This window comes from Ruminococcus turbiniformis (assembly GCF_020687545.1).
Classification (GTDB): domain Bacteria; phylum Bacillota; class Clostridia; order Lachnospirales; family Lachnospiraceae; genus Mediterraneibacter; species Mediterraneibacter turbiniformis.
The window spans coordinates 53,438-77,869 of record NZ_JAJEQX010000010.1 but is presented as its reverse complement, the minus strand read 5'-3'; the positions used below and the strand labels follow the sequence as shown (position 1 = coordinate 77,869).

General features: G+C 49.6%; 19 protein-coding genes. 11 read left to right on the top strand and 8 right to left on the bottom strand.

Going from position 1 to position 24,432, the window contains the following annotated elements; genetic code table 11:
- Positions 1-235 precede the first annotated feature (235 nt).
- Positions 236-1,348, bottom strand: a complete 1,113-nt coding sequence (locus LKD70_RS07250) for an AI-2E family transporter (RefSeq protein ID WP_227707375.1) — start codon at positions 1,346-1,348, stop codon at positions 236-238.
- 55 nt (positions 1,349-1,403) lie between these two features.
- Positions 1,404-1,877, bottom strand: a complete 474-nt coding sequence (locus LKD70_RS07245; RefSeq protein WP_227707374.1) for a MarR family winged helix-turn-helix transcriptional regulator — start codon at positions 1,875-1,877, stop codon at positions 1,404-1,406.
- Between the two features lie 170 nt (positions 1,878-2,047).
- On the opposite strand from LKD70_RS07245, the gene LKD70_RS07240 reads away from it, so the two are divergent.
- The 5 genes from LKD70_RS07240 to LKD70_RS07220 all read left to right on the top strand — a co-directional run bounded on the left by LKD70_RS07240 (position 2,048) and on the right by LKD70_RS07220 (position 8,688).
- Positions 2,048-3,238, top strand: a complete 1,191-nt coding sequence (locus LKD70_RS07240; RefSeq protein WP_227707373.1) for a MalY/PatB family protein — start codon at positions 2,048-2,050, stop codon at positions 3,236-3,238.
- A 74-nt stretch (positions 3,239-3,312) separates the two neighbouring features.
- Positions 3,313-4,413, top strand: a complete 1,101-nt coding sequence (locus tag LKD70_RS07235; protein WP_227707372.1) for an APC family permease — start codon at positions 3,313-3,315, stop codon at positions 4,411-4,413.
- Positions 4,414-4,563: 150 nt separating this feature from the next.
- On the top strand, positions 4,564-5,103 hold the full coding sequence (locus LKD70_RS07230) for a helix-turn-helix domain-containing protein (RefSeq protein WP_227707371.1): 540 nt from the start codon (positions 4,564-4,566) through the stop codon (positions 5,101-5,103).
- Between the two features lie 6 nt (positions 5,104-5,109).
- Positions 5,110-5,919, top strand: a complete 810-nt coding sequence (locus LKD70_RS07225; RefSeq protein WP_227707370.1) for a hypothetical protein — start codon at positions 5,110-5,112, stop codon at positions 5,917-5,919.
- 765 nt (positions 5,920-6,684) lie between these two features.
- Positions 6,685-8,688 (top strand): beta-galactosidase, encoded by a 2,004-nt coding sequence (locus LKD70_RS07220; protein WP_227707369.1) that lies wholly within the window; start codon positions 6,685-6,687, stop codon positions 8,686-8,688.
- Here the strand turns inward: LKD70_RS07220 and LKD70_RS07215 are convergent.
- The gene (locus tag LKD70_RS07215) at positions 8,682-9,902 is read right to left on the bottom strand and encodes a helix-turn-helix domain-containing protein (RefSeq protein ID WP_227707368.1); all 1,221 of its coding nucleotides are present in this window, start codon (positions 9,900-9,902) and stop codon (positions 8,682-8,684) included. The two genes, LKD70_RS07220 and LKD70_RS07215, sit on opposite strands and share 7 nt — an antisense overlap.
- Positions 9,903-10,149: 247 nt before the next feature.
- Here LKD70_RS07215 and LKD70_RS07210 point away from each other — a divergent pair, with 247 nt between their 5' ends.
- Both LKD70_RS07210 and LKD70_RS07205 read left to right on the top strand, forming a co-directional pair.
- On the top strand, positions 10,150-11,481 hold the full coding sequence (locus LKD70_RS07210; RefSeq protein WP_227707367.1) for a glycoside hydrolase family 30 protein: 1,332 nt from the start codon (positions 10,150-10,152) through the stop codon (positions 11,479-11,481).
- Between the two features lie 155 nt (positions 11,482-11,636).
- Complete coding sequence (locus LKD70_RS07205) at positions 11,637-13,301, top strand: glycoside hydrolase family 43 protein (protein ID WP_227707366.1); 1,665 nt, start codon at positions 11,637-11,639, stop codon at positions 13,299-13,301.
- Positions 13,302-13,543: 242 nt separating this feature from the next.
- Here LKD70_RS07205 and LKD70_RS07200 read toward each other — a convergent pair whose 3' ends face one another.
- Positions 13,544-14,524: a LysM peptidoglycan-binding domain-containing protein gene (locus tag LKD70_RS07200; RefSeq protein ID WP_227707365.1), complete on the bottom strand. Its 981-nt coding sequence runs from the start codon at positions 14,522-14,524 to the stop codon at positions 13,544-13,546.
- 152 nt (positions 14,525-14,676) lie between these two features.
- Between LKD70_RS07200 and LKD70_RS07195 the strand changes: the two genes are divergently transcribed.
- From LKD70_RS07195 to LKD70_RS07180, 4 genes are all read left to right on the top strand, one after another.
- Entirely contained in the window at positions 14,677-15,063 is a 387-nt protein-coding gene (locus LKD70_RS07195) for a hypothetical protein (protein WP_227707364.1), read from the top strand.
- A 58-nt stretch (positions 15,064-15,121) separates the two neighbouring features.
- Positions 15,122-15,634, top strand: coding sequence for a shikimate kinase (locus LKD70_RS07190; RefSeq protein WP_227707363.1), 513 nt, complete (start codon positions 15,122-15,124; stop codon positions 15,632-15,634).
- A gap of 229 nt (positions 15,635-15,863) precedes the next feature.
- Positions 15,864-17,156, top strand: coding sequence for a UDP-N-acetylglucosamine 1-carboxyvinyltransferase (locus tag LKD70_RS07185; RefSeq protein WP_227707362.1), 1,293 nt, complete (start codon positions 15,864-15,866; stop codon positions 17,154-17,156).
- Between the two features lie 106 nt (positions 17,157-17,262).
- Complete coding sequence (locus LKD70_RS07180) at positions 17,263-18,852, top strand: CapA family protein (RefSeq protein ID WP_227707361.1); 1,590 nt, start codon at positions 17,263-17,265, stop codon at positions 18,850-18,852.
- Positions 18,853-18,918: 66 nt separating this feature from the next.
- On the opposite strand, the gene LKD70_RS07175 is transcribed toward LKD70_RS07180, so the two are convergent.
- From LKD70_RS07175 to LKD70_RS07160, 4 genes are read right to left on the bottom strand one after another with little or no spacing between them, the layout of a single operon-like run.
- The gene (locus LKD70_RS07175) at positions 18,919-20,247 is read right to left on the bottom strand and encodes an MATE family efflux transporter (protein WP_227707360.1); all 1,329 of its coding nucleotides are present in this window, start codon (positions 20,245-20,247) and stop codon (positions 18,919-18,921) included.
- A gap of 22 nt (positions 20,248-20,269) precedes the next feature.
- Positions 20,270-21,691: an ABC transporter permease gene (locus LKD70_RS07170; RefSeq protein ID WP_227707359.1), complete on the bottom strand. Its 1,422-nt coding sequence runs from the start codon at positions 21,689-21,691 to the stop codon at positions 20,270-20,272.
- Positions 21,648-23,300, bottom strand: coding sequence for a COG1361 S-layer family protein (locus tag LKD70_RS07165; RefSeq protein WP_227707358.1), 1,653 nt, complete (start codon positions 23,298-23,300; stop codon positions 21,648-21,650). Before LKD70_RS07165 ends, LKD70_RS07170 begins: the two co-directional genes overlap by 44 nt.
- The gene (locus LKD70_RS07160) at positions 23,297-24,016 is read right to left on the bottom strand and encodes an ABC transporter ATP-binding protein (RefSeq protein WP_227707357.1); all 720 of its coding nucleotides are present in this window, start codon (positions 24,014-24,016) and stop codon (positions 23,297-23,299) included. Before LKD70_RS07160 ends, LKD70_RS07165 begins: the two co-directional genes overlap by 4 nt.
- Between the last annotated feature and the right edge of the window lie 416 nt (positions 24,017-24,432).

The window sequence follows — 24,432 nt, the reverse complement described above, 5'->3', positions numbered from 1 at the left end:
CCGGACTTATGAGCGCCGTCTGCATAAAATCAGCGCCGGATGATGCCGGCGCTGCAGAAAACATATATGGATCGTACAGATAAAAAATGCGGGGTCATTTGAGAATATCCAGGGAATACAGATAAATGTTTCTCGTATTCTGGATGTCAGGAAAATTGCGAAGATGACAGGTGTTTCCGGAGCCGAAGCTGGTATTCGCTGTCTGCGTGGCTGTAACTTATAAAGATCTGATCTCTCATGAAATTGCCCGCCTCCTTCTCACATCATTTTGGAGCAGTTTGTACAGTGTCGCCGTGATGGGTACTGCGACCAGCATCCCGAAGATACCGCCCAGGCCGCCGCCGATTGTGACGGCGCACAGCACCCAGATGCCGGGTAGTCCGACCGAGGAACCTACGACTCTCGGATAGATCAGGTTTCCTTCAATCTGCTGAAGAATAACGATAAACACAAGAAAGCCGACTGCTTTGAGCGGATCTACGGTAAAGATCATAAATGCTCCGATGCCGGCTCCGAGATATGCTCCGACAACCGGCAGCAGCGCGGTGGCTCCGATCAGCGCGCCTACCATGCTGGCGTACGGGAAACGCAGTACAAACATGCCGAGTGTACAGAGACAGCCTATAATTACTGCTTCAGTACACTGTCCGATAATGAATTTTGTAAATGTGTCATGGGCGGTTGAAAGTACAACGGCAATTTTGTGATAATATTTTTCTTTGATATATGTCTTCGCGACAGTCTGGAACTGTGCAGACAGTTTTTCGCGTCCCGCAAGTATATAAATAGAGAAGATCAGCGCTACCACGAAGTTAACGACCAGGGAGCCGATACTGCCGAGAATATATACTGTCGATGAGAAAATGTTGCTCAGTCCGCTTGTGAGGTGGGAAGCAGCCTTCTGTACGATCTGTTCCCAGTTTACATTGAGGGAGGTTAAGAATTTCTCAAGGCTTGGCCAGTCTCTGTCAGAAGAAGAAAGCCAGGCGATAAGCCGGGAGATCGCGGCGGGAATCTCTTTGACGAGAACTCCTACAGCCTCCGTAAGCTGCGGAATTACGATCAGGATAATCAGAGCGAAGATTGCAATGATAATTCCGATCGAGCCAAGGATGCTGACCGGACGGCGGACTTTGTAAAGAACAGCCCCCGGATGTTTGAAAAAAGGAAGCTGTTCGATTTTGGATACAAGGATATTGAGGACATATGCAATAGCGCATCCCAGCAGCAGCGGCGTTAAAATATTTTTCAAAAGCGCGGCAGCGCTGAATACAGAATCGCTGTATTTCAGAAAAAGTACCAGAAGGGCGATAACTGCAACCGCCAGAATGATTCGTTTTTTATTCATGAAAATACCTCCTGCTCATTTTATGACTCATTTTTAAATTCCCGCCGGCGCGGTATTAATTCTCTCTTTTTCCCCGGTAAATTGTTTTTGGATATGCTTCCAGGCAGGTGCGCAGTACATGATTTGCAGTCCTTATTTCTTCCTTTGTAAGCGAGAAGCCATTGCACCATTCGGACAGCTTTACCGCATCATATTCCTTGTGATAGTTGTTGACACTTTTCCCTTTTTCCGTCAGAAAAAGTTCGTTTCGCCGCATATCGCCCTTTCCGGCCTTTTTTGTCACAAGTCCTTTGCTTACCAATTTGTTAATAATGACGGAAGTTGTGCCTTTTGTCCGGTACATCATGCGGGCCAGTTCGTTTTGGCTGATTCCCTCATTTTCGGCAATTTTTTTGAGGGTATGGGCTTCGGTAAAAAAGAGCAGCTCGTCCGTGTTGTACGTTTTTGGCTCTCTTTCAAGGGCGTTTATAATCTCTTCTATCTCATAGAAATTTTCAACCAGTTCGTCAAATTCTTTAGAATACTCCATAAAAATGTACTCCTTACATTATGTGCTTTCTACATTATACATTTTTTGATCTTAGTACATTATGACAAAAATAAATAAAAATTTCAAATCTATTGACAAAATAATATGCGTTTTTTATAATAAGTTTCGTAACGAAACGGTTTGAGAACGAAACTAAAAGGAGGGAAAACATGAAATACGATTTCGACAGAAAAGTAGACAGAAAACAGACAAACGACATGAAATGGCATTCGGAAGCTGTCGCATCGTACCTGCATCGGGAAATTCCGGAAGAAATGATTCCGATGTGGCTGGCAGACACAGATTTCGCATGCGCTCCGGTTATAGTGGAAGCCTTGGAGAGGCGCGTGAAGAAAGAAATTTTCGGATACTGCGCGCCTATGAAGAGCTTCTACCAGGCTGTAAATTACTGGCAGAAAATGAGGTTCGGCTGGGATGTGAAAGCGGAGTGGATTACATATCTGCCGTCTGTTGTAGCGGGAATTAACATTGCGGTACGGACGTTTACAGAAGAAGGGGACGGCGTGATTATCCAGCAGCCTGTTTACGATCCTTTTGCCACGATCGTAAAAAATGATAACCGGAAGGTAGTCAACAACGGGCTGGTTATCAGGGACGGACGGTTTGCAATGAATCTGGAAGAACTGGAAATGCTTGCGGCGTGTCCGGAAAACAAAATGCTGGTGCTGTGCAGTCCGCACAACCCCACAGGCAGAGTTTGGACAAAAGAGGAACTGACAGCGGTGGCGGAGATCTGTCTGAAGCACAATGTCATGATTGTATCGGATGAAATTCACGGGGATATCATTTATGAAGGACACAGACAGTATCCGATTCTCAGTCTTGATGAAAGATATGAGCAGAACTTTATTCATCTGACAGCTCCGGGAAAGACATTCAATGTGGCCGGGCTTAAGGGAAGTATTTCTATTATTCCCAATAAGGATATCAGAGACGCGTTTGTAAAAACCCAGACAGCCATGTCCCTGGATGTGAAGAATACATTTGGAATTGAAGCGGTCATCGCGGCGTACAGCCCGGAGGGGGCTGAGTGGGCCAGACAGGAAGTCGCGTATATGCAGTCAAACGTTGATTTCCTTGAGGAGTTTGTAAAAGAGAACATGCCCGGGGCCTCTATGATACGTCCGGAAGGTACTTTCCTGGGATGGCTCGACCTTTCGGGGCTGGGCCTTGGAGACGAGGAGATTTTTAAACGGGTTGTACTTGAAGCGGCTGTCATCTGTGTCCCGGGCCCCTGGTTCGGGCCGGGCGGCGAGGAACACCTCAGAATTAACGTGGGATGTCCGAGGAGTATGCTGAAAGAGGCGATGGAACGCATCAGAAGTGTTCTGTACCGTTAGAAGAAACAGGAAAACAGAGTATCGGATTTAACAGCAATAAAGCAGTTTGGCGGTATGCCAGGAAAGGAGAGAATATGGAAAATACAGATAAGAATAAACTGTCGCGTACAGATTTGTTTTCTATGGCAGTCGGACAGATTATCGGCGTAGGAATTATGACAATGACGGGAATCGCAATCGGATATACAGGGCGCAGCGTGAACCTGGCGTATATTGTGGCGGGAATTATTACAATTATTTCGATGATTCCGCAGATTTACATCGGGGGAACGGCAAACTTTATCGGAGGCCAGTATTCCCAGATCGCGGTGCTCAGCGGAAAGCGCCTTGCGGGTGTCTATCTTTACATACAGCTGTTCAGTACGCTGGCAATCAGTATGTATACGATATCATTCGCGGATTATTTTCTTTCGCTGTTCCCGTCAGTCAACGCAAAGCTGCTCGGAGTGATTGTTCTTACAATTTTGTTCGGGACGCATCTGTTCGGGGTAAAACAGGCGGCGATTTTACAGAACATTCTTTGTGTGGTACTGGCGGTGGCTATTGCGTCTTATATCGTTCTGGGACTTGGGCATATTCAGCCGGATTATTTTACAGAAGGATTTACAACGGGAGGAGCAGGCGGATTCGTGGTTGCTTCCATCTATCTGACATTTGCGGCCGGCGGAGCGCAGTATGTTGTGAATTACAGTTCGCAGGCTAAAAATCCGACGAAAGACATCCCGTTTGTGATCGTTGCCTCCACGGCGGCAGTCGTAATCGTTTACGCGGTTATGGCGACAGTGGCTGCGGGAGTCCTTCCGGTGGATCAGGTTGCCAATCAGCCTTTGAGTGTATCCGCGGATGCGTTTATGCCGCAGGCAGTCTATACGTTCTTTGTTGTCGGCGGCGCGATGTTCGCCCTTCTGACAACACTGAATTTTAATATCGGAATGATCGTCTATCCGGTTATGCGCGCATGTCAGGACGGCTGGCTGCCGAAAGGGCTTGCCAGGAAGAACGAGAAACACGGTTCTTATCCGTATATTCTTCTCGTATTTTATCTGATCGGTATTATTCCGATTATTGCGGGACTTGACCTTGCGACAGTGGCGAACAGTACGGTTATCCTCTTTACGATTATCCGTGGAGTTATTGCATATAAAACTTATGGATTCGGAAGAATGAAAAACTAAAGAAAAGAATAGATAAAAAGCAATGAAACCCTAAAAATGAGGACTAAATTTTTAAATTACTACTATATTTTAGGGATTTATATGATATACTATGAATGGAAGTGAATCAGACAGAAAAAATGAAGTTTGGAAGAAAAGGGAGATGATACAATGGAATTCGCCCAACAGAAAGTCTTATCATCGGAGGAAATAAAAGCAATTCGGCAGAGGCTGAAACTAAAACAAAAAGAGATGGCAGGATTTTTAAATGTATCTGTCAAAACTGTTGAACACTGGGAGAGTGAAGGCGGAGCAGCAAAAGGGGCAGCAGCATCGCTGTTAAGTATACTCAGAGAATACCCATGGCTTCTGGAGGAAATGCGGGTTCCGGAGAAAAAGCTGCCGCTCAGGTTAAGGTATATGAATGGAAACCGGCTATGCACTGTGATAGATGTGGATGTAACTGCAAGGCAGGTTATAGTAAAAAATTTTGTCTCAGATCCTGTATTCCGCGCATTTGGAAATAATGAGCATCCTTCCTATGAGGAGTATGAAAATTTTCTGGAATCCAGGTGTTTCCCAAGAACCAGAGATAAGATGAAGATTATGCTGCAGCAGCTGAATCTGCCTTTTTATGATCCGTTTCTGATTATACAGAAAACGGAAGGAAGAATGGCGGAAGACAACTTCAGAATTCAGATTGAGAGGTGAGGAAAGATGATCAGATTAGCGGAAAACAGTATCCGAACCTTCTCTCTGCAGTCATCAAAAGGAAACCAGCTTAAATGGAAACAGGGGGAAATATGGTATAAGGCAGATTATACAGGATATGAAGGCCTGGCAGAGTATATGGTTTCTGCATTGTTGGAGTATTCAAATGTAAAAAAGGATGGATTTATTTTTTATCAGACAGAAGAAATTGGGTATAAACAGGCAGTATACAGAGGATGCCGGAGTAAAAATTTTCTTCCGGACGGATGCCAGATTATTACTTTGGAAAGATTGTTTGAGAGTTTTTACGGGCAGAGTCTGTACAAAAGCATTTTTATGATACAGGGAGTGGAAGAACGGGCGCGGTTTTTGACAGAACGGGCAGAGCAGATGACAGGACTGGAAAAGTTCGGAGAGTACCTCGCACAGCTCATGACAATTGATGCACTTTTTCTCAACGAAGACCGGCATATGCATAATATTGCCGTTCTGCAGGACAGTGCGGGAAAATACAGTTACTGCCCTGTTTTTGACAACGGAGCAGCGCTGTTATCAGATACGACAATAGATTACCCTATGAGTGTGGATGTTATAGATCTGATTCCGCGGGCAAGTGCAAAAACATTAAGTACGGATTTTGATGAGCAGCTCGACGCAGTGGAAAATTTGTATGGCAGGAGAATGAAGTTTTCATATGATGAACATATTATATCCGATCTTTTGGAAAAAGAGCCATATTACCCAGAGGATGTAAAGATCAGGGTGCGGGATATCCTGCTGCAGCAAAGACGGAAATATCAATATCTCTTTCAATGAAGCGTACCCTAAAAAACCGCGACAGCTTAAACCAAATCCTTCAGACAGCGAAACCCGCTGACCGTCCGGCCAGCGGGTTTCGTCGTTTTATAAGTTATCTAAAGGAATGAGAGTAAAGTGCGGTGCCTCTTCCGGCACCTAAACTTTATGAGGGGGGAAAGATAGTTGCTGTATCAACTATCTGATTCATAGTATAAAGGGAAAATGTGACAAAAGTATGAGTGAATTATAAAAGAAGCCGAAATTTTCTAAAGTGGCAGTTAAGAATTAAATACAAAAACATAAAAACACGAAAACCCGCTAACCTTTCGGTTAACGGGCTTCGCTGCTTTTAAAATCTAAAGGAATGAGAGTAAAGTGCGGCATCTTTCGATGCCAGTGCTTTATGAGGGGGGAGATAGTTGTTTTATCAACTATCTGACTCATAGTATAAAAGGTAAATGTGACAAAAGTATGAGTGCTTTCTAAAAGAACACGAAAATTTCTAAACAGGACGTAAAAAAACTGTGAATGTTCCTTTCGGCGGTCCTCGGATTGCATATCCGTTGACGGACCGCCGTATAAACTATGCGTTCTGCCGTCTGTTCCATGCCTGCTCCATCCGTTCAAGGGCATCTTTTAAAATGTGGGTCGGGCATGCAGAGAAAAATCAATATTATGAAAAATGTGATATAAATCCGAAAAGTGTAATAGATAATCTGTTATAATATTTGTATCTTATCAAAAAGTACCTGCAATATCTCTATTGCAAAAGGGGGAAGGAAAATGAACAGAGCATTATTATTCGGTACAGCTTATTATCCTGAGTATATGGAAGAAGACCGTATTGACCGTGATATAGAGATGATGAAATCGGCGGGGATGAATGTGGTGCGTATCGCGGAGTCCACATGGAGCACGCTGGAACCTGTGGAGGGAAAGTTTGACTTTTCGTACATTGACCGTGTCCTTTACAGGACAAAGGAAGCAGGGATGTCTGTGATAATCGGTACGCCCACATATGCGGTCCCGTCCTGGCTTGTAAAAAAAGACAGGGACGTTATGGTTGAGACGAAAGACGGCAGGGCGAGATACGGGCACAGGCAGCTTATCAATCTGCTGAACCCTACATTCTTAAGCTGCGCCGAGAGGGTGATCAGAGAGCTTGTTTCTCATACAGCGGGGTACGGACATGTGATTGGTTTCCAGATTGATAACGAGACAAAGCACTATGGTAACACGGGAGAGCAGATGCAGAGACTTTTCAAAGAATATCTGAAGGAAAAGTTTTGTACAACACAGAAGCTTAACAAGGCATTCTGCCTGGAACACTGGAGCAATTCCATTCACAGATGGGACGATCTGCCCGACATGTCAGGCTGCATAAACGGAGGCCTTGTTTCGGAATTTGACAGATTCCGCAGAAAGAAGGCGGCGGAATATCTGGCCTGGCAGGCAGACATTGTCCGGGAATATAAAAGGGCTGATCAGTTTATTACTCATAACCTTGACTTCGAGTGGAAAAAATTCGGGGCGGATATTGCCCAGGACGGTTACTCCTACGGGATACAGCCGGATATGAACCATTTTGAAGCTTCAAAATGTCTGAGTATTGCCGGGACAGACATTTATCATCCCACACAGGATGAGCTGACCGGAGCGGAAACAGCCTTCGGAGGAGATGAGATACGCAGCCTGAAAAATGACAATTATCTTGTTCTGGAATGCCAGGCCCAGGCGTTTAAATACTGGACTCCGTATCCCGGACAGCTAAGACTGCATGCGTACGGCCATCTGGCAAGCGGCGCGGCAGGAATTCTGTACTGGAACTGGCATTCGGTTCACGGCGGATATGAGACTTACTGGAAAGGACTTTTAAGCCATGACATGGAGGAAAATCCGGCATTTAAAGAAGCTGGAATTATCGGGCGTGAGTGGAAACGGCTGGGGGATAAGCTGTGCGGACTGAAGAAAAAGAACCGTGTGGCGATTGTGGCTGACAACCAGTCACTGAGCGCCCTTGAGTGGTTCCCCATAGACAGGGACTTAAGCTACAATGATGTATTCCGCTGGATGTACGATACCCTCTATGAAATGAATATTGAATGTGATGTTGTAGATATAAATAATCTGGAACCGGAAAAGTACCGGATGATTATTACGCCGGCTCTTTACTGCGCTGCGGAGGAAATGCTGAAAAAGCTGGATGCATTTGTGAAAAACGGAGGAGTCCTTGTAAGTTCCTTCAAGTCCTTTGCGGCGGATGAGCATGCCAGAGTTTATGCGGACAGCCAGCCTCATCTTCTTCAGGAATGCTTCGGCATGAGTTCAAACCAGTATACAGAACCGGGCAGGACAAAGATCGGGGGATATCCGGCCAGATATATCGCGGAGCTTTTAAAGCCGGAAGAAGCGGAGACGGTTGAAGGGTATGAGCACAGGTACTGGGGGGATTATGCGGGAATTACCCGTCACAGGTACGGGCAGGGCTGTGCGTACTATATAGGCTGCTTTACGGACAAGGAAGTGCTCAGGAAAATTTATGCGCAGGCGGCCGGTGACGCAGAGATACATTTACCGTCTTACGCCTGGCCTGTGATTTTGCGAAGCGGCATAAACTGCAGCGGAGATGTCCTTCATTATCTTCTCCACTACAGTGAAGAAAAAGAAAAAATTTCCTGCCCTTACGCACATGTGAGAGATTTGCTGACCGGCTGCGAGTACAGGGCAGGAGACGAGATAGAGCTGAATGACTGGGACGTGCATATTCTGGAAGAAGTGCGTCAGTGAAGCCTGCTCTGCGGCTTTTCTGTATCAAACGCCCTGACCCCGTAGATACTGCGGTACTGGCGCATGGTCATACCCGTTGCTTCCCTGAAATACTTCCCCAGGTGGCTCTGGGAAGAGAATCCCAGATATGTGGCGATCTCACTGTATGAATAACGTGAATAGATCAGAAGGTTTTCGGCAAGGCGGACCTTTTCTCTGCGGATGTAGTTTGTCAGCGTTATTTTTTCGCAGGTGTGGAAAAGCTCTGACAGATACCCCGCGTTGAGGCCGAGTGTGTCCGCGATGTCCCGGACAACGATTTTTTCATGAAGATGGGAGAAAATATAGTCTTTGCACTTATTAATGTGCGGGTTTTTATCCTTGCTTAAGATTCCTTCCTTCTGTTCATTTAACTCCTTAACCATCTGAGCGTATTCGTATTCCGCCGCGTGGAAGAGGTGGAACACAGAAGGGATATCCCGGCATTTTTCGATCTTCTGAATATACGAATCGCTCAGAGAATAGGCTGCTTCCGGCTGAATACCGCCTCTTATGGCTGCCCGGCTTGCCAAAGTGACGACGACAATGGCGCGGTTTTTCGCCTGACGCAGAGGGTGGTCCGCCAAAGTTCCGATCTCTCCGGTGTAGTCTTCCGCCAGGCTTCTTTTTAACTGCTCGGGATCTCCTGTTTCAATGCTGGAAAATTCCCGTATTTCCTGATCGTACGGGTTGTGTGTTTTTCCCAGCTCCCGGTTCCGGAACACAATCTGAGAGAAGGATTCCTGTATCTTTTCATCCGTGCCGGAATCAATGCAGTTGGCCAGGTGAAGGCCTTCGGAGGTTATCTCGTCTGTATGGCAGAGGTTGTGGACAAGAAGAATATCACCGGAGAACTCGTCAAATGAGCAAATGGGAACAGACTCCAGCCAGCTTTTGTCATCCTGGTCCATATAATGGCATTTGTTGAACCGGACAGGTTCAGAAAAACCTACGGGCCCGATGACAAAACAGGATGTTCCGGTGCGGACCAGTGCGTAGGCGAAAGCATCGTTTACCCACAGGATTGCCGGCGAGGAATATTCGTTTATGACGCGGTAAATCTCCTCATCGCTGAATACATCCTGAAATGCGACTCGGGCGCAGTAGGACTCTGTGAGCGTTCCGTCCGGCGCATAGTGCCGGACGATTGTGTGCAGGTGATAAGAAATATGTTTGATGAGATAATGATAATTCATACTGCCTCCTTTTTACTAAAGAATACCACATTTATCCGAGAATTATAATACAGATCTGAAAATTCTGATATAGAACTCCCCCAAATTATAATACTATACAGTCACAAGGAAGGAGCCAACCTTATATAACACAGGACGCGGAGACTGAAATCGCCACAGCCGTGGTGAGAAGCCGGCCCGATTCTCCGGCGTGCTGATTCTGACAGAGAAAGGAATGTAAAAATATGAAATTTTGGAGGACGGACAGATGAGAGCGTTTTTTTATACGACAGAGGCGGACGGCAAATTGACAGAAGAAACACTTGAGTTTGAAAATGATCCCGGGGAAGAGAACCAGGTTCTGAATATCTATGACGATGCTGCTTATCAGACACTGGAAAGTTTCGGGGGAGCAGTCACGGACGCGGCGGGATATATATTTTCCCGGCTGTCCGAAGAGCAGCAGAACCAGATGCTCGACATGTATTTCTCGGATGATAAAATGGGATATGAAAGAGTGCGCATCCACATGGACAGCTGTGACTTTTCCACACGCATGTATGAGGCGGATCCGGACGAGGACGACAAAAACCTTGAAAAATTTTCCTTTGCCGATACGGAGCGGTATATCCTGCCGCTTCTCGACGCGGCTCAGGAAAAAGCCGGGAAAAAGCTGAAGATCATGCTCTCCGCCTGGTCGCCTCCGGCCTATATGAAGACGAACGGCGCCCGGAAGAAGGGCGGCTCCTTAAAGCCCGAATACCGGGAGAGATGGGCGGAATATGTGTGCAGGTATGTGGAAGAGTTCAGAAAGCGCGGATATGAGGTAGAGCGGATGTCCGTGCAGAATGAGCCGAAGGCGGTTCAGGAATGGGACTCCTGTATTTATACCGCGCAGGAGGAAAAGGAGTTCCTGAGAGATTATCTTGTCCCTGCCATGAAACGGCACGGCCTTGATGATGTGGAGCTTTTTATCTGGGATCACAACAAGGAGCGCCTGTACGAGCGGGCGAGAGAGATTCTGGATGATACGACGGACGGGCTGATCGCGGGACTTGCCTTCCACTGGTACAGCGGGGACCACTTCGAGGCGCTTGACCTCGTGAAGCAGCACTGGCCTGACAAAAAGCTGATCCTTTCGGAGAGCTGCCTTGAGTTTGGAAAGTACGACAGGAACTCGCAGGGAGAAAACGCGGAGCGGCTGGCTCATGATATGATCGGGAACCTGAACGGCGGAATGTGCTCATTCTATGACTGGAACATCCTGCTCAACAGTGAAGGAGGCCCGAATCACACAGGGAACTTCTGTGACGCCCCCTATCTGTTTGATGAGAAGAGCGGAAAGCTCCAGGAACGGAAATGTCTGCGGTATTACTGGCATTTCGCGCATTTCATCCGGCCGGGGGCTGTCCGTCTGGCAGTGACACGGTACACGGATAAACTGGACTTTACCGCATGGAAAAACAGGGACGGGAAGCTGGCAGCTGTTATTGTAAACCGGTTCGATGAAGAACAGAAGTGCAATCTCAGAATTTCTGGAGAAATGATAACATTTACAGCGAAACCGCACAGTATTATAAGCACTATGCTGACAGACTGAAGAATACCCGCCGGGGAGAAGCGCGCGTAAAGTAAAAAGAGGCCGGAAATCGGAAAAAGACCGTGCGGGGAAGTCCGGCGGAAAAAAGAAAAGGACCGTCCGGGGAAGTCCGGCGGAAAATCAGGAAAAGTGTGACAGTAAGGAGAACAGACAAAATGATCAGAAATCCGATATTTCCGGGATTCAACCCGGATCCGTGTGTATGCAGAAAAGGAGGAGACTATTATGTGGCGGTGTCTACATTCGAGTGGATGCCGGGGATTCCTGTTTACCACTCTAAAGATTTAAAAAACTGGGAACTGCTTACACATATTCTTACAGATGATGAGAAAACGGACCTTAAAAAACTTCCGTCAGCAAAAGGAATCTGGGCGCCGTGTTTAACATATTGTGAAGAAGAAGGGCTCTTTTATGTGGTATATGGAATCATGAATTCTATGAATGCCAGATACTTTGACGTAGATAATTATCTGATCACGGCGGAGAATATAGAGGGGCCGTGGAGCGAGCCGGTGTATCTGCATTCCGCAGGGTTTGACGCCTCTCTCCTTCATGATGACGACGGGAGAAAGTGGCTTGTATCCCTTGAATGGGAGACAAGAGAAGGCTATGAAAAGCCGGGAGTGATCTGCCTGGTGGAATATTCACCGGAGAAAAAGAGCATTGTCGGTTATCCGAAGCGTATCTGGAGGGGAGGAACCGACCGCGGCTGTATCGAGGCTCCCCATCTTACGAAAAGGAACGGATGGTATTACATCATGTGCGCGGAGGGAGGCACGGGGTACAATCACTGTGTCACAATGGGGCGTTCGCGAAGTGTATGGGGTCCTTATGAAGGCGATCCGATGAACCCGATTCTTACCTCCGCGCCCGGGGCGTCATATGAACGGGATGATCCTGACCATTTAAAGCCCAAATACTATAATCCGGATTCTGTGCTCCAGAAATCCGGACATGGAAGCTACGTGGAGACGCCGGACGGGGAAGTCTACCTTTTCTACCATACGGCAAGACCGTTTGTGCCGGAGCTTCGGTGTACACTTGGAAGGGAGACGGCGATCCAGCGGATGAAATGGACGGACGACGGATGGCTCAGAATGGATGTGGGAAACTCGAAGGATGATTTCTGTAATCTTGCGCAGGAGGAAACGCAGGAGAGTTCCCTCCCGGAGTGTCCCATGCCGAAGATCCCGGATTTTGACGATTTTGACGGGGAGACACTCGGAAACTGGTACTGTTCTCCCAGGATCATGCCGCAGTCTTTTGCTGATGTGAAAGCCAGACCCGGGTATGTGCGCATACGGGGACAGGAGTCCAGGACATCCTTAAACCGGGTCAGCATCCTGGCGCGCAAGCTGACCAGCGTCTACGCAAGGATTACGACGAAGATGGAGTTTGAGCCGGAAGTGTACCAGCACAGCGCCGGGCTGATCCTCTACTATGACAATATGAACTACATTAATCTGAGAAAGTATTACAGCGAAACACTTGGTGAGCCTGCGCTCTCAGTGATGAGGCTTGAGAACGGAGAGAAGACGGAGTACACGGACACCCGTGTGGCGCCCGGGGACGGCCCGGTATGGATGCGCCTGTATGTGCAGGGAAGAGAGACGTGGTTTGAATGGAGCAGAGACGGAGAAGAGTATCAGAAGATCGGACCGGTCTTCGATACGTCGAAATTTTCGGACGAATACTGTAAGTACGGTGAATTTACAGGCACGATGGCGGGACTTACCTGCGCGGACCGCCTGAAGCATGAAAAATACGCGGACTTTGATTTCTTCGAGTATGTGGCGGACGAATCAAAAGGCGTAAAATAGAGGCGTAAAGCTGAAAACTTCTTTTTAAAAACGAAACCCCGTAGATGAGATGATCACCTGCGGGGTTCGCCGTTTATAATCTAAAGGAATGAGAGTAAAGTGCGGCATCCCGGTCTCCCGGGATGCCAATACTTTATGAGGGGGGAGATAGTTGTTTGATCAACTATCTGCGGATTAGTATACTCATAAAATGTGTCCAAAGTATGTTCATTGTATGAAAGAAAAAGAAAAAAATGATCTTTTCAGCTGATCCTTATCGTGTTCCCTGCGTAAATCCGGTCCGGGTCCGAGATCCCGTTGAGGGCGGCGAGGGCGCTGACAGTAGTGCCGAATTGCGCGGCAATCCCGCTTAAAGTGTCGCCGCTTTTGATCGTATAATACCGGCCGCTGTTTCCGCTTTCCGGTATCCGGATCGTATTTCCGGCGTAGATGAGGTCCGGATTGGAAATCCCGTTGAGCGAGGAGAGTGCGCTTACTGTTGTCCCGTAGCGCTGGGCGATCCCGCTTAAGGTGTCACCGGGCTGGATGACATAGGTAATGTAGTCCGGTGCAGGGGAGGGCGAGGGCTCCGGGGATGGCGCAGGTGAGCTGCCGTTAAGGTGATTGAGTCCGGCAGTACGGATCACGGACGGATAGTCAACGAAGCCTTCATCCAGATCTACGTTTCCGCTGATCCCGGGCACGCTGCCCGTGCTGGAATACTGCCAGATGCCGCAGTTCGTCCCGTCAAAAGTACCCGTGTAGCGGGCATACCAGTAGGCATAACGCTCTGTAAGGGCACTGCCGAGATAAGTATCGAGAAAATACCGGTTTGTGTAAAACATGGCGAAGTATCCGTTGTTCTCCACTGTGTTGCAGAAGCTTTCGACGAGCTGTCTGGCGAGTGCGGGGGTTACGGTCACGCCCTGCCCGGCCGCGTAATCAACGGAAGCCTGCTCGATATCGTAGCAGACAGGGTAATCCAGACGGTAACCGGATATGGCGTTCATGCATCCCTGCGCCTCCCTTGCAGCGTCTTCCGGAGTAAGCGCGTAGCAGAACCAGTATACTCCGATGGGCAGCCCGATCCGGTTGCACTCGGAAGCGTTTCTGTGAAACTGCGGATCCACGGTGCTGTAGCCGTATCCGGCGCGGATCATGGCGAACTGGTATCCGGCGGCTTTGACTTTCTCCCAGTCTATGGTCCCCTGAAATACACTGACGTCGATTCCTTTTATACTCATAAAAATTATCCTTTCCAATTTCTGACTGTTCTGTTTCAGTATATGAAAAGAAAGACCGTATCGTGTGAAAATGCGGAAAATGCCGGCATGCCGCACCCATTGGGCGCAGCGGCATATAGTAAACATATAATGTCTGCCTGGGAGTGAGGAGTATGGAGGCAAAACTGCCCTATTACATGGCCTATCCAATGCCATTTTCTTATGATGACGGGAGAACGGAACAGAGAGATTTTGAGTATATGAAAAGCATGTACCCGGATGTCCCGAAACGTCTTCTCCCTTATGTGGAAGAAGAGTGTGACCGCATGGAATACGAGAACAGCATGATATATGACGCGTTTCCGGATAAACTTCAGCTGAAGCTCATGTGCAGGAGAATCTGTGACAGGATAGAGAAATACGAGCGCACCCCGGTCTTAAGCCAGGAAATGGGCGGAGGAAACGACCGGCATATGCGCGATCTGATCGAGGTCATGGTGTACCAGGAACTATATAAGCGCAGGTGTGACCACAGACGGAACAGCAGAAAATTTTACTAAACGGGAAAATCATGTTATACTGTCCGGGAAAATAGTATGAAAAGCGAGAAAATACATTATGAAGAAAAACCTGATTTTTATCGGAATGCCCGCTGTCGGGAAGAGCACAGTGGGCGTTGTCGTGGCAAAACGTCTTGGAATGCGTTTTATTGATACGGATCTGCTGATACAGGAGCAGGAGAACCGGCTGCTTCGGGAAATTATTGCCGAGGAAGGAGAAGAAGGATTTCTCGAGATTGAAAACCGGGTCAATGCATCTGTGAATGTGGAAAATTCTGTAATCTCTCCGGGCGGAAGCGTGATATACTGCAGAGAGGCAATGGAACACTACAAAAAAATCGGAACTGTTGTATATTTGCAGGCATCTTATCAGACAATAAAAAGGAGGATACGCAGCCCGAGAAAGCGGGGCGTAGTCCTTAAGGAGGGACAGACATTCAGGGACCTCTACAACGAAAGAGTACCGTATTTTGAAAAATATGCCGATATTACCGTATGCGAAGACGGATGCCGCATTGAAGACACAATAGAGAACGTGCTGAACGCCGTCGAAAACTATCAAAGCTCATAAAAAGCGGCCGTATTGCCAGAAATAACTTGACAATATGCTGAAATTCGAATTAAAATTACTCATTGGCCAGTACCGTTTGACAGGCAGAATGGAAAAAAGCGATTTAAAATAAGCGGAATATATGGTATAGTAATTATGTGAATGCGGCCGGAAGGGGAAGAGTATGTCCGTACCGCATGTTACAAGGGGACGTACAAATAAGATAATAAGATTCAAGTCGAGGTGCAAAATGGAGCAATATATTATTAAAGGCGGCAATCCGCTTGTGGGAGAAGTGGAGATTGGCGGCGCCAAAAATGCAGCTCTTGCGATCCTTGCAGCGGCGATTATGACGGATGAGACCGTCCTGATTGAGAACCTGCCTGATGTCAACGATGTCAATGTGATGCTGGAGGCTATCAGCGGGATCGGTGCAATGGTGCAGCGGGTAGACAGACACACAGTGAAAATCAACGGCAGTACGATCGGTGATTTTAACATTGAGTATGATTATATTAAGAAAATAAGAGCTTCCTATTATCTTCTGGGGGCGCTTCTCGGAAAATACAGACGCGCGGAGGTGGCGCTTCCGGGCGGATGTAATATCGGCAGCAGGCCGATTGACCAGCATCTGAAAGGATTCCGTGCCCTCGGTGCCGATGTGGATATCGAGCACGGTAAGATTGTGGCCGAAGCAGAGCACTTAAAGGGTACCCATCTGTATTTTGATGTGGTAACTGTAGGAGCCACGATTAACGTGATGATGGCGGCGGCGATGTCCGACGGTCTGACGATTATGGAAAATGTTGCGAAGGAGCCCCATGTGGTTGATGTAGCCAACTTCTTAAACAGCATGGGCGCCAATATCAGAGGCGCGGGAACGGATGTGATCAAGATCAGAGGAGTCCGTTCACTGCACAAGTCAGAGTATTCGATTATTCCGGATCAGATCGAGGCGGGGACGTTTATGTTTGCTGCTGCGGCGACAAAGGGCGACGTGACAGTGATGAACGTGATCCCGAAACATCTTGACGCAACAATATCCAAGCTGATTGATATCGGATGTGAAGTGGAGGAGTTTGATGACGCGGTGCGCGTGGTCGCAAAGGGACGTCTGAGAAGCACGCAGGTGAAGACGCTGCCGTATCCGGGTTATCCGACAGACATGCAGCCGCAGATCGGCGTTGTTCTCGCTCTGGCAGAGGGAACGAGCACGATCACGGAGAGTATTTTTGAAAACCGTTTCAAATATCTCGGCGAACTGGCGCGCATGGGTGCTCAGGTAAAGGTGGAAGGAAATTCCGCTACGATCGAGGGAATTGAGAAATTCTCGGCGGCGAGAGTGAGTGCTCCGGATTTGAGAGCCGGCGCGGCGCTCTGTATTGCGGGACTTGCGGCGGACGGAATCACAATCGTGGATGACATCGTCTATATCCAGAGGGGATATGAGCGCTTTGAGGAGAAGTTAAGAAGCCTGGGCGGCATGATCGAGAAGGTATCAAGCGAGAAGGAAATCCAGAAGTTCAGGTTAAAAGTCGGATAAATCCGGCACAATCCGGCACAGATAAAAAATATGATGGAAATTCGGGCAGAACCGCGGGAACGGTTCTGCCCTTTTCGCAAACAACCTGTGTATGAGGAGGGTACATATGGAGGAACAAAAGAGACGCCAGCAAAGAAAAGAGGAAATGCGGCGCAGGAGGCAGCGGCAGGTGCGCAGACAGCTTATGATGCTCGGGACAGCGGCTGTTCTCATCCTGATCGTCGTTATCGTGGTTATCGTGAGGGCGTGGAACGGACATCAGGACAGGAAGGAGCTTGAGCAGCAGACAGAGACAGTGCAGGCCGCGCTTGCCGCCGGATATGAAGAGTTCACAGCGCAGACCGCAGCTGACGGCGCAAGTACAGGCGAAGCGGCAGACAGCAGCGGTGCAGATGAAGCGGCAGACAGCAGCAGTACAGGCGAAGCAGCAGGTGACGGCAGCTCGGACGGCGAGGCAGTGGAAGCAGCCGCTATGGATACAGACTCAGCGGGCCGGGGAGCGGAAAGCGGACAGAACAGCGGCGCGGAGGAATTTGCGCAGTGGGTGACAGAGAAGTATCCCGATGCAGTAAGCGGAAGCCTGTCAGATGCGGCCTCCGACGGAAAGATCACGGATGCAGAAGCGTATGATGCGCTGGGAGCGACGATGCATGTTCTGCAGGACGGATACCGGGGATGGCTGGACGACGCCGGCACAGCAGCAGAACACGGCATTTACATAAAGAGTGCAGAAGCAGAATCTGAAACAGCCACAGTCAGTATCGCCGGAGATCTCTGCCTGGAGGAGGACGGCTTTGTGCTGGACAAGTACGATGAAACAGGAGAGCTTTCACAGTGCATCTCCCCGGAAATTCTGGATATTACAAACGGAGCGGATATCTTCTACCTGAACCACGAATACACGGTCAGTGAGCGGGGCGAGGCTCTTGCAGGCAAGCTTTACACGTTCCGCGCGCAGCCGGAGCGAATGGCTCTTCTCACAGAGATGGGGACAGATCTCGTCTCCCTGGCGAATAACCATATCTATGATTACGGCGAAGAGGCGATGCTGGATACGATGGATTATCTGGACGAGGCCGGCATCCCGTATGTGGGCGGAGGCCGTAATCTGGCGGAGGCGGAGCGCCCGGCGTATTTTATCGTAAACGGGATGAAGATCGGGTTTGTCGCCGCGAGCAACGCGGAGCTTACACTGTACACCCCGGCAGCAGGAGAGGACTCGGCGGGAATCCTGGAGGCTTATGACACGACGCTCTATGACCAGGTGATTGCGGATGCGGCGAAAGAGTGCGATTACCTGATCGCGTACATACACTGGGGCCCCGAGGATACGAACCAGTACGCGGATTATCAGACTGCGCAGGGGAAGGAGTTCCTCGATGCGGGAGCGGATATCGTAGTCGGCGGACATCCGCATGTGCTTCAGGGGATGGAGTATATGGACGGGAAACCGGTGATCTACAGCATGGGAGATTTCTGGTTTAACGACGAGACGAAATATACAGGGCTTCTCAACCTTGAGATCACCCCGGAGGGGCTCTCGGAGATGTCCTTTACACCGTGTCTTCAGACCGGACTGACCACACAGTACATAAGTGACGCGGCAGAGCAGAGGGAGATGTATGATTTCCTCGAGAGCCTGTCGCCGAACGCACAGATCAGCGACGACGGTGTGATTACCGAAATAACCGGATAGAATGGATAAATCAGCGGCAGAGCCGGGATTTGGCTCTCCGCCTGTACAAAAAGCGGCGGGCGCATTTTACAGCGTCCGCCATTTTCCTGTCCGGTACTGCCGGTAGGAGATCGCCCAGTTGGCGAACCAGCCGATGGGGACGGAATACCAGACCATTCCGATGCCGGCAACAGGCGCCAGCGTCATGGAGAGCACTACACGGATCGACAGATTGACCAGATTGGCGATGGTGAACATCTTCATATCGCCCGCGCCGCGCAGAACGCCGTCCACGGTCATCTTAAAGCCGATCAGACAGAAGAACCAGCCCATGAAAACAAGGTAGTCGCTTCCGGTCTGAAGCGCTTTTGCGGTGCCGTCCTCCCCGAGGAAGAACTGGATAACCGGCTCGTGGAAGAGCTCCAGGATCACGCAGATAATTACAGCATACAGAATCACCAGACGTACAGAGGAACGGTATCCGGACGGAACACGTTCCTTTTTCTGTGCGCCGATATTCTGGGCGGTGAAGGAGGAGACAGCGTTTCCGAGCGCCTGCATGGGGACGATGCACATGGATTCCACCCGCATTCCCGCAGAGAAACCGGCCAGAGCCTGGGAGCCGAATCCGTTTACAACAGACTGGACAAGCATCATGCCGATGGATACGGTGGACTGCTGGAGAATCGACGGAAGAGCGATCCGTGTCATCTCTGAGAGCTCCTCCCGGTCAAATGGCTTCGTGTGCCCGCAGTTCAGCTTCTTAAGAAGGATCATGAACACGAGGAATGACAGAACGGCAGAGATTCCCTGCGCGATCAGCGTGGCCCATGCGGCGCCCGCCACTCCCATGTGAAACCGCGTGATCAGCACAATGTCGAGCCAGATGTTGAAAAGGGAGGAAAAAATCAGGAAATACAGGGGAATCCTGGATTTCCCGAGGGCGTTGAACATGGAAGAGAGGATGTTGTACATGAAGAGGAACGGCAGTCCGAGAAAGTAGATATTCAGATATTCCACTGCCATGTCCAGCACGTCCGCAGGCGTGTTCAAAAGGATCATAATGTGCCGGCTTAAGAGAAGGCCGGTTCCGCCCAGGGCAAAGCTTATAACGAGAAAGGTCACAAACGAAGTAAGGACGGCGAGCTTCATCCTGTTCAGTTCCTTTGCGCCGAAATACCGGCTCACGACAACGGAAGCGCCCACCCCTCCGCCGAATGCGATGCAGATAAAAATGTTTGTAAGAGAATAGGAGGCGCCCACCGCAGCGAGCGCCTGTTCTCCCACATATCTTCCCACGATGGCGGAATCTGCCATTGTATAGGTCTGCTGAAACAGATTTCCGATAATCATGGGGAGAGAAAAAATAAAAAGTGCATTGAAAGGTTTCTTCTGTACCAGATAATCATTTTGCATGAGCGCAAACCTCCGGGGATGCTTATTCATTCCGAATGGCCGCAAGAGGACTCAGCCTCATGGCGCGAAGCGCCGGGAAATAGCCGGCCGCCATCCCGACCAGCACGGCAAAGCCGAGCGATGCAAGGACAAGCCATACGGGTATGTATGAGATATTGCCGGAAAAGCCCATATTCTCGCCGGATACAAGCGTATTGATCACCGCGGACAGAATCAGGCTTAGGAGATTTCCGACAACGCCTCCGATAAACCCGATAAACGCTGCTTCGAGAAGGAACATCTGCCGGATATTTCCAAGTCCGCATCCGATTACCTTCATGACGCCGATCTCTTTTGTCCGTTCATAGATGGACATCATCATTGTATTGGCGATGCCGATGGCGGCAACGAGAAGCGACACAGCGCCGATTCCCCCGAGCACAGCCTGAACCATGGCAAACTGGGATCTCATGCTGTCGATGTACTCGATGTTGGAGTAAGCGTCAAAGCCCAGGCTGCGGATCGTCTGTGAGAGTTCTTCCACATTGTTCATATCATCTGCCAGAACAGTGGCGGAGCTGTAGACGAACTTGCTGTACGGCTTCCCGCTCTGAGTGGTCGGCTGCCCCGGGATCGCCCGTCCGCGGAATTCTTTCTGAAGGCTTTCCTTAAGTCTATCTATATCACAGTATACGCTGTAAGAACTGGAATTATATTCTTCCGTCCCTCCGGCAACAATACCGCACGCATTTACGACATACTTTTTGGCAGTTTTCGGAGTGTCGGCCGAGCTGTCTCCACCCTCACCGGAGATGTCGGAGACACCCATTGACGCCGTGTTCTGCGATGCGTAATAGCTGTCCTGGTCAAGGATCAGGAAAATCGAGTCGTTCTTTAAATCAATGTCCGGATATTCTCCGGTTTCCCAGTAACCGCGTCCGGTACCCTTTTCGTAAAAATTTTCAATTACCATGTTTCCGAAAACAAGCTGCAGTTCCGGGCTTTCGGGATCCGGGAGCGTCCCGCCGGGCTCCAGCTCCAGATTGAGGTTCGCAAGCCCCTGCGGGGTCATTCCGTAGATATCCAGATATCCTTCATAGTTTCCTTTCAGGGCAAGCCCCTGAACATTGAGCACAGGCTCCGCACTCTCGACGTGTTCCAGCGCGCGGAGCTCCTCGATGGCTTCGTCAGTTATATATTTGTCAGATTCTTCGGTTTCCATACCCGACATGCCGTAGCTGTAGTAGACCATGCCGCCGGACTGCTTTCCCGTGACAGTGATGCTGCGGGTGCCGCCGCTCTGTTCTACCTGTTCGTACATGGCCTGCTGCAGACCAAGTCCGAGGGAGATCATGACTACAATGGAAGCGGTTCCGATCACGACGCCGAGTACGGTGAGAAATGTGCGGAGTTTGCGCCGTTTAAGGCTGCTCGCGCTCATCCTCAGTAAATCGCTCCACCTCATCCATCAATTCCTCCTCTTCCTCTTCCTGAATCTTCTTCTTTCTCTTTTTGAGGACCACTGTGACAATAACCGCCACGAGCACAATGACAACAGCTATAATGCCGAGAATCATGGGAATGGAAGGACCAGTTGTCTCTTCAGGCATCTCCATCATCATTTCCATGTCCATCGGCTCTTCCATCGCCGTGACTGTCATGGTAAATTCCTGTTCCACAGTTGACAGGTTGCCTGCGTCATCTTCGTAGGTGAGCACAAGCTTGCAGTTTGATTCATCGTAGGATTCCGCGATGGCGGTTACAATGCCGTCGATCACACCGGTCGCGCCGGAATCCAGGTTGCCGATAAACTGCTCCTGGCTCTCGATTGCATCGCCCTCGAATCTGGCCTTTACGTTGTACATCTTTACCCGTCCGAGGTTGTACAGGTTGCATGTGATGTTGGCCTCCTCACCGACAGATACGGTGTCCGGGGAGATCTGAAGTTCGCTGAACTCAAAGCGTGCTTCCTGTGTCACCGGGATGGCCAGAGAGGACTGAGCCTCGAACTGGGAGGCGCTGCTGTCCTCGTACTGCATGGTCATTGTGATGCTGTACGGTTTCTGAATCAGATCCGCCCGTGCGTTTAAGTCGATGGAGATATCCTGCGTTCCGCCTGCGGCAATCCCGTCAAGGTAGATCGTGCTCGATCCTGAAGTGGGGAGAAATGCGGGAGCTTCCGCAGCTTCCCCGGTGCCTGAAGAAGGCGCCTGCAGATCGAAAAGCATGTTGGATACAGCTGTCTTTGCGGATGTATTTTTCAGGTGGATGATCAGTTTAAAGTTGCTTCCCGCGCGGACTTCGGTTGGGTTCGTATCAAATCCGGTGACAATGACGCGGGGGACACTGCCGTCTGTCGCAGATCCGCCGGTGGAGATGGGATCGCTGTTGTAGATTCCGCCGGCGCTCAGATCAGAGGAACCGGCGTCTGTGCCAGTGCCGGAACCACTTCCGGAATTGTCAGCCGGAGGCGTTGTGGTTCCGCCGTTGTCTTCCGCAGGCTTAGCCTCTGTTTTCACAAAGACATACTTCTCGGTCTGATAAGCCTGCGTCCCGTCGTCATATGTAATGGCAAAGGTGAGCTGGTAGGATTTTCCGGACACATCGCTGCGCACGGTGAGCGGGTCCTTATCACTTCCCCACACGGCTGCCGCCTGCTCTCCCGCCTTGATTGTTCCGAGACTTAAGTCGTTGTTCAGTCTGGAGATATCAAAAGGCCATTCATCTACGTTTTTGATGATTGGAGAGATCGTTACATTCTGTGCGTCCACATTTCCCTTGTTGGTAATGTTGATCTGAAGCTTCGTCTTTTCTTCAGCCTTGAAGAGGGGCGTCTCCTGTCCGTCGCCCACGCTTAACACGATCCGGGCAAGGGAATCCTCTTCGTTTTGCCCGCCTTCTGCCTGTCCGCTTTTTGTCTGGCTGTCTTTTGCATGGTCAGTCTCTGACAGAACCGCGGGCGTCTGCCCGCTCCCGGCTGAATTTCCCGCGGCGCTTACGTTCATCGGCAGAATCATGAAAAGTGCGAGAAGTGCGCAGAGAACTGCCGCGCCTGTTCTTTGAATCCGTTTCATAAAGTTTTTCCTCCCTCATATTCTTTTTGTGTTTTTTCTTCGATTTTAATGATTTTTCCGTCCATTATGTGGAAAATCCGGTCCGCATACTCCGCAAGATGATTGTCATGAGTGACCATCACGAGCGTTCGTTTCTGGCGGCGGACGACTTCCTGCATAAGCTTCATCACGTCCTCTGACGTGTGGGAATCGAGATTTCCGGTCGGCTCGTCTGCAAATATGATCGCGGGATCTGAGACGAGTGCGCGTGCTACGCCGACTCTCTGCTGCTGGCCTCCGGACATCTGATTCGGCATATGTTTTTTGTGTTTGGAAAGCTTCACCAGATTCAGCATCCTGTCTGCCTTTGCAAGACGGGTCTTACGGTCCACTCCGCGGAACGTGAGCGGCAGGGCGACATTTTCCAGCGCATTCATCGTACCGATCAGGTGGAACGACTGAAAGATGAATCCTACGTTCTCCCTCCGGAACCGTACCAGTTCGTCTTCGTTCATGTTCTCGATGTGCTTTCCGCTGATAACGATCTGTCCTTTTGTCGGTTTCTCCAGGCCTGCCAGCATATTAAGCAGAGTGGATTTCCCGGAGCCGGACGTTCCGACGATTGCGCAGAACTCGCCTTCGTATATGTCGAAGCTCACGCCGTCCAGCGCGCGGACCGCCGAGTCGCCGACCCGGTACAGTTTGTACAGATCTTTTACACAGATTACTTTTTTCACGGCCCCCTCCTCCTAAAGTAGTTCTGATTCCTATTCTACTTTATATTGGGGGATAATGCATCATAAATGAGGAAAGAAATTCTGAAGAGTTTCTTAAGAAAAATGCGGATTTGCAGGACACCCGTTATCCTGGATATATGTCCGCGCACGGCGGCCTCGCTATCCCTCGCAGGCATCGCTCTCGCTCGGGAAACAACGCAGTGGATGCATAAGAGCGTAAAGGACACGCTCTAAGCACCAGCGTTGTTTCACGGCCTGTTGCGGGAAGTTTTCTTGACAAAATGTCCGCTGATTTTCCGGGAGAATATCTGATTGGAAGGAGACAAGTACGGGAGAGGGGAATCCCGCAGGGGGCCGTAAAGAACGCCGGTACTTGCGCGTGTATTTGACGCGCCTAGTACCGTTGCGTTCGTCCC

Bases quoted from the DNA above. Each gene is read 5' to 3' on its own strand.
- LKD70_RS07190 (WP_227707363.1), top strand. From the start codon at position 15,122: ATGAAGAAAAACCTGATTTTTATCGGAATGCCCGCTGTCGGGAAGAGC.
- LKD70_RS07215 (WP_227707368.1), bottom strand. From the start codon at position 9,902: ATGAATTATCATTATCTCATCAAACATATTTCTTATCACCTGCACACA.
- LKD70_RS07165 (WP_227707358.1), bottom strand. From the start codon at position 23,300: ATGAAACGGATTCAAAGAACAGGCGCGGCAGTTCTCTGCGCACTTCTC.
- LKD70_RS07200 (WP_227707365.1), bottom strand. From the start codon at position 14,524: ATGAGTATAAAAGGAATCGACGTCAGTGTATTTCAGGGGACCATAGAC.
- LKD70_RS07225 (WP_227707370.1), top strand. From the start codon at position 5,110: ATGATCAGATTAGCGGAAAACAGTATCCGAACCTTCTCTCTGCAGTCA.
- LKD70_RS07175 (WP_227707360.1), bottom strand. From the start codon at position 20,247: ATGCAAAATGATTATCTGGTACAGAAGAAACCTTTCAATGCACTTTTT.
- LKD70_RS07210 (WP_227707367.1), top strand. From the start codon at position 10,150: ATGAGAGCGTTTTTTTATACGACAGAGGCGGACGGCAAATTGACAGAA.
- LKD70_RS07180 (WP_227707361.1), top strand. From the start codon at position 17,263: ATGGAGGAACAAAAGAGACGCCAGCAAAGAAAAGAGGAAATGCGGCGC.
- LKD70_RS07185 (WP_227707362.1), top strand. From the start codon at position 15,864: ATGGAGCAATATATTATTAAAGGCGGCAATCCGCTTGTGGGAGAAGTG.
- LKD70_RS07230 (WP_227707371.1), top strand. From the start codon at position 4,564: ATGGAATTCGCCCAACAGAAAGTCTTATCATCGGAGGAAATAAAAGCA.
- LKD70_RS07195 (WP_227707364.1), top strand. From the start codon at position 14,677: ATGGAGGCAAAACTGCCCTATTACATGGCCTATCCAATGCCATTTTCT.
- LKD70_RS07245 (WP_227707374.1), bottom strand. From the start codon at position 1,877: ATGGAGTATTCTAAAGAATTTGACGAACTGGTTGAAAATTTCTATGAG.
- LKD70_RS07205 (WP_227707366.1), top strand. From the start codon at position 11,637: ATGATCAGAAATCCGATATTTCCGGGATTCAACCCGGATCCGTGTGTA.
- LKD70_RS07240 (WP_227707373.1), top strand. From the start codon at position 2,048: ATGAAATACGATTTCGACAGAAAAGTAGACAGAAAACAGACAAACGAC.
- LKD70_RS07170 (WP_227707359.1), bottom strand. From the start codon at position 21,691: ATGAGGTGGAGCGATTTACTGAGGATGAGCGCGAGCAGCCTTAAACGG.
- LKD70_RS07250 (WP_227707375.1), bottom strand. From the start codon at position 1,348: ATGAATAAAAAACGAATCATTCTGGCGGTTGCAGTTATCGCCCTTCTG.
- LKD70_RS07220 (WP_227707369.1), top strand. From the start codon at position 6,685: ATGAACAGAGCATTATTATTCGGTACAGCTTATTATCCTGAGTATATG.
- LKD70_RS07235 (WP_227707372.1), top strand. From the start codon at position 3,313: ATGGAAAATACAGATAAGAATAAACTGTCGCGTACAGATTTGTTTTCT.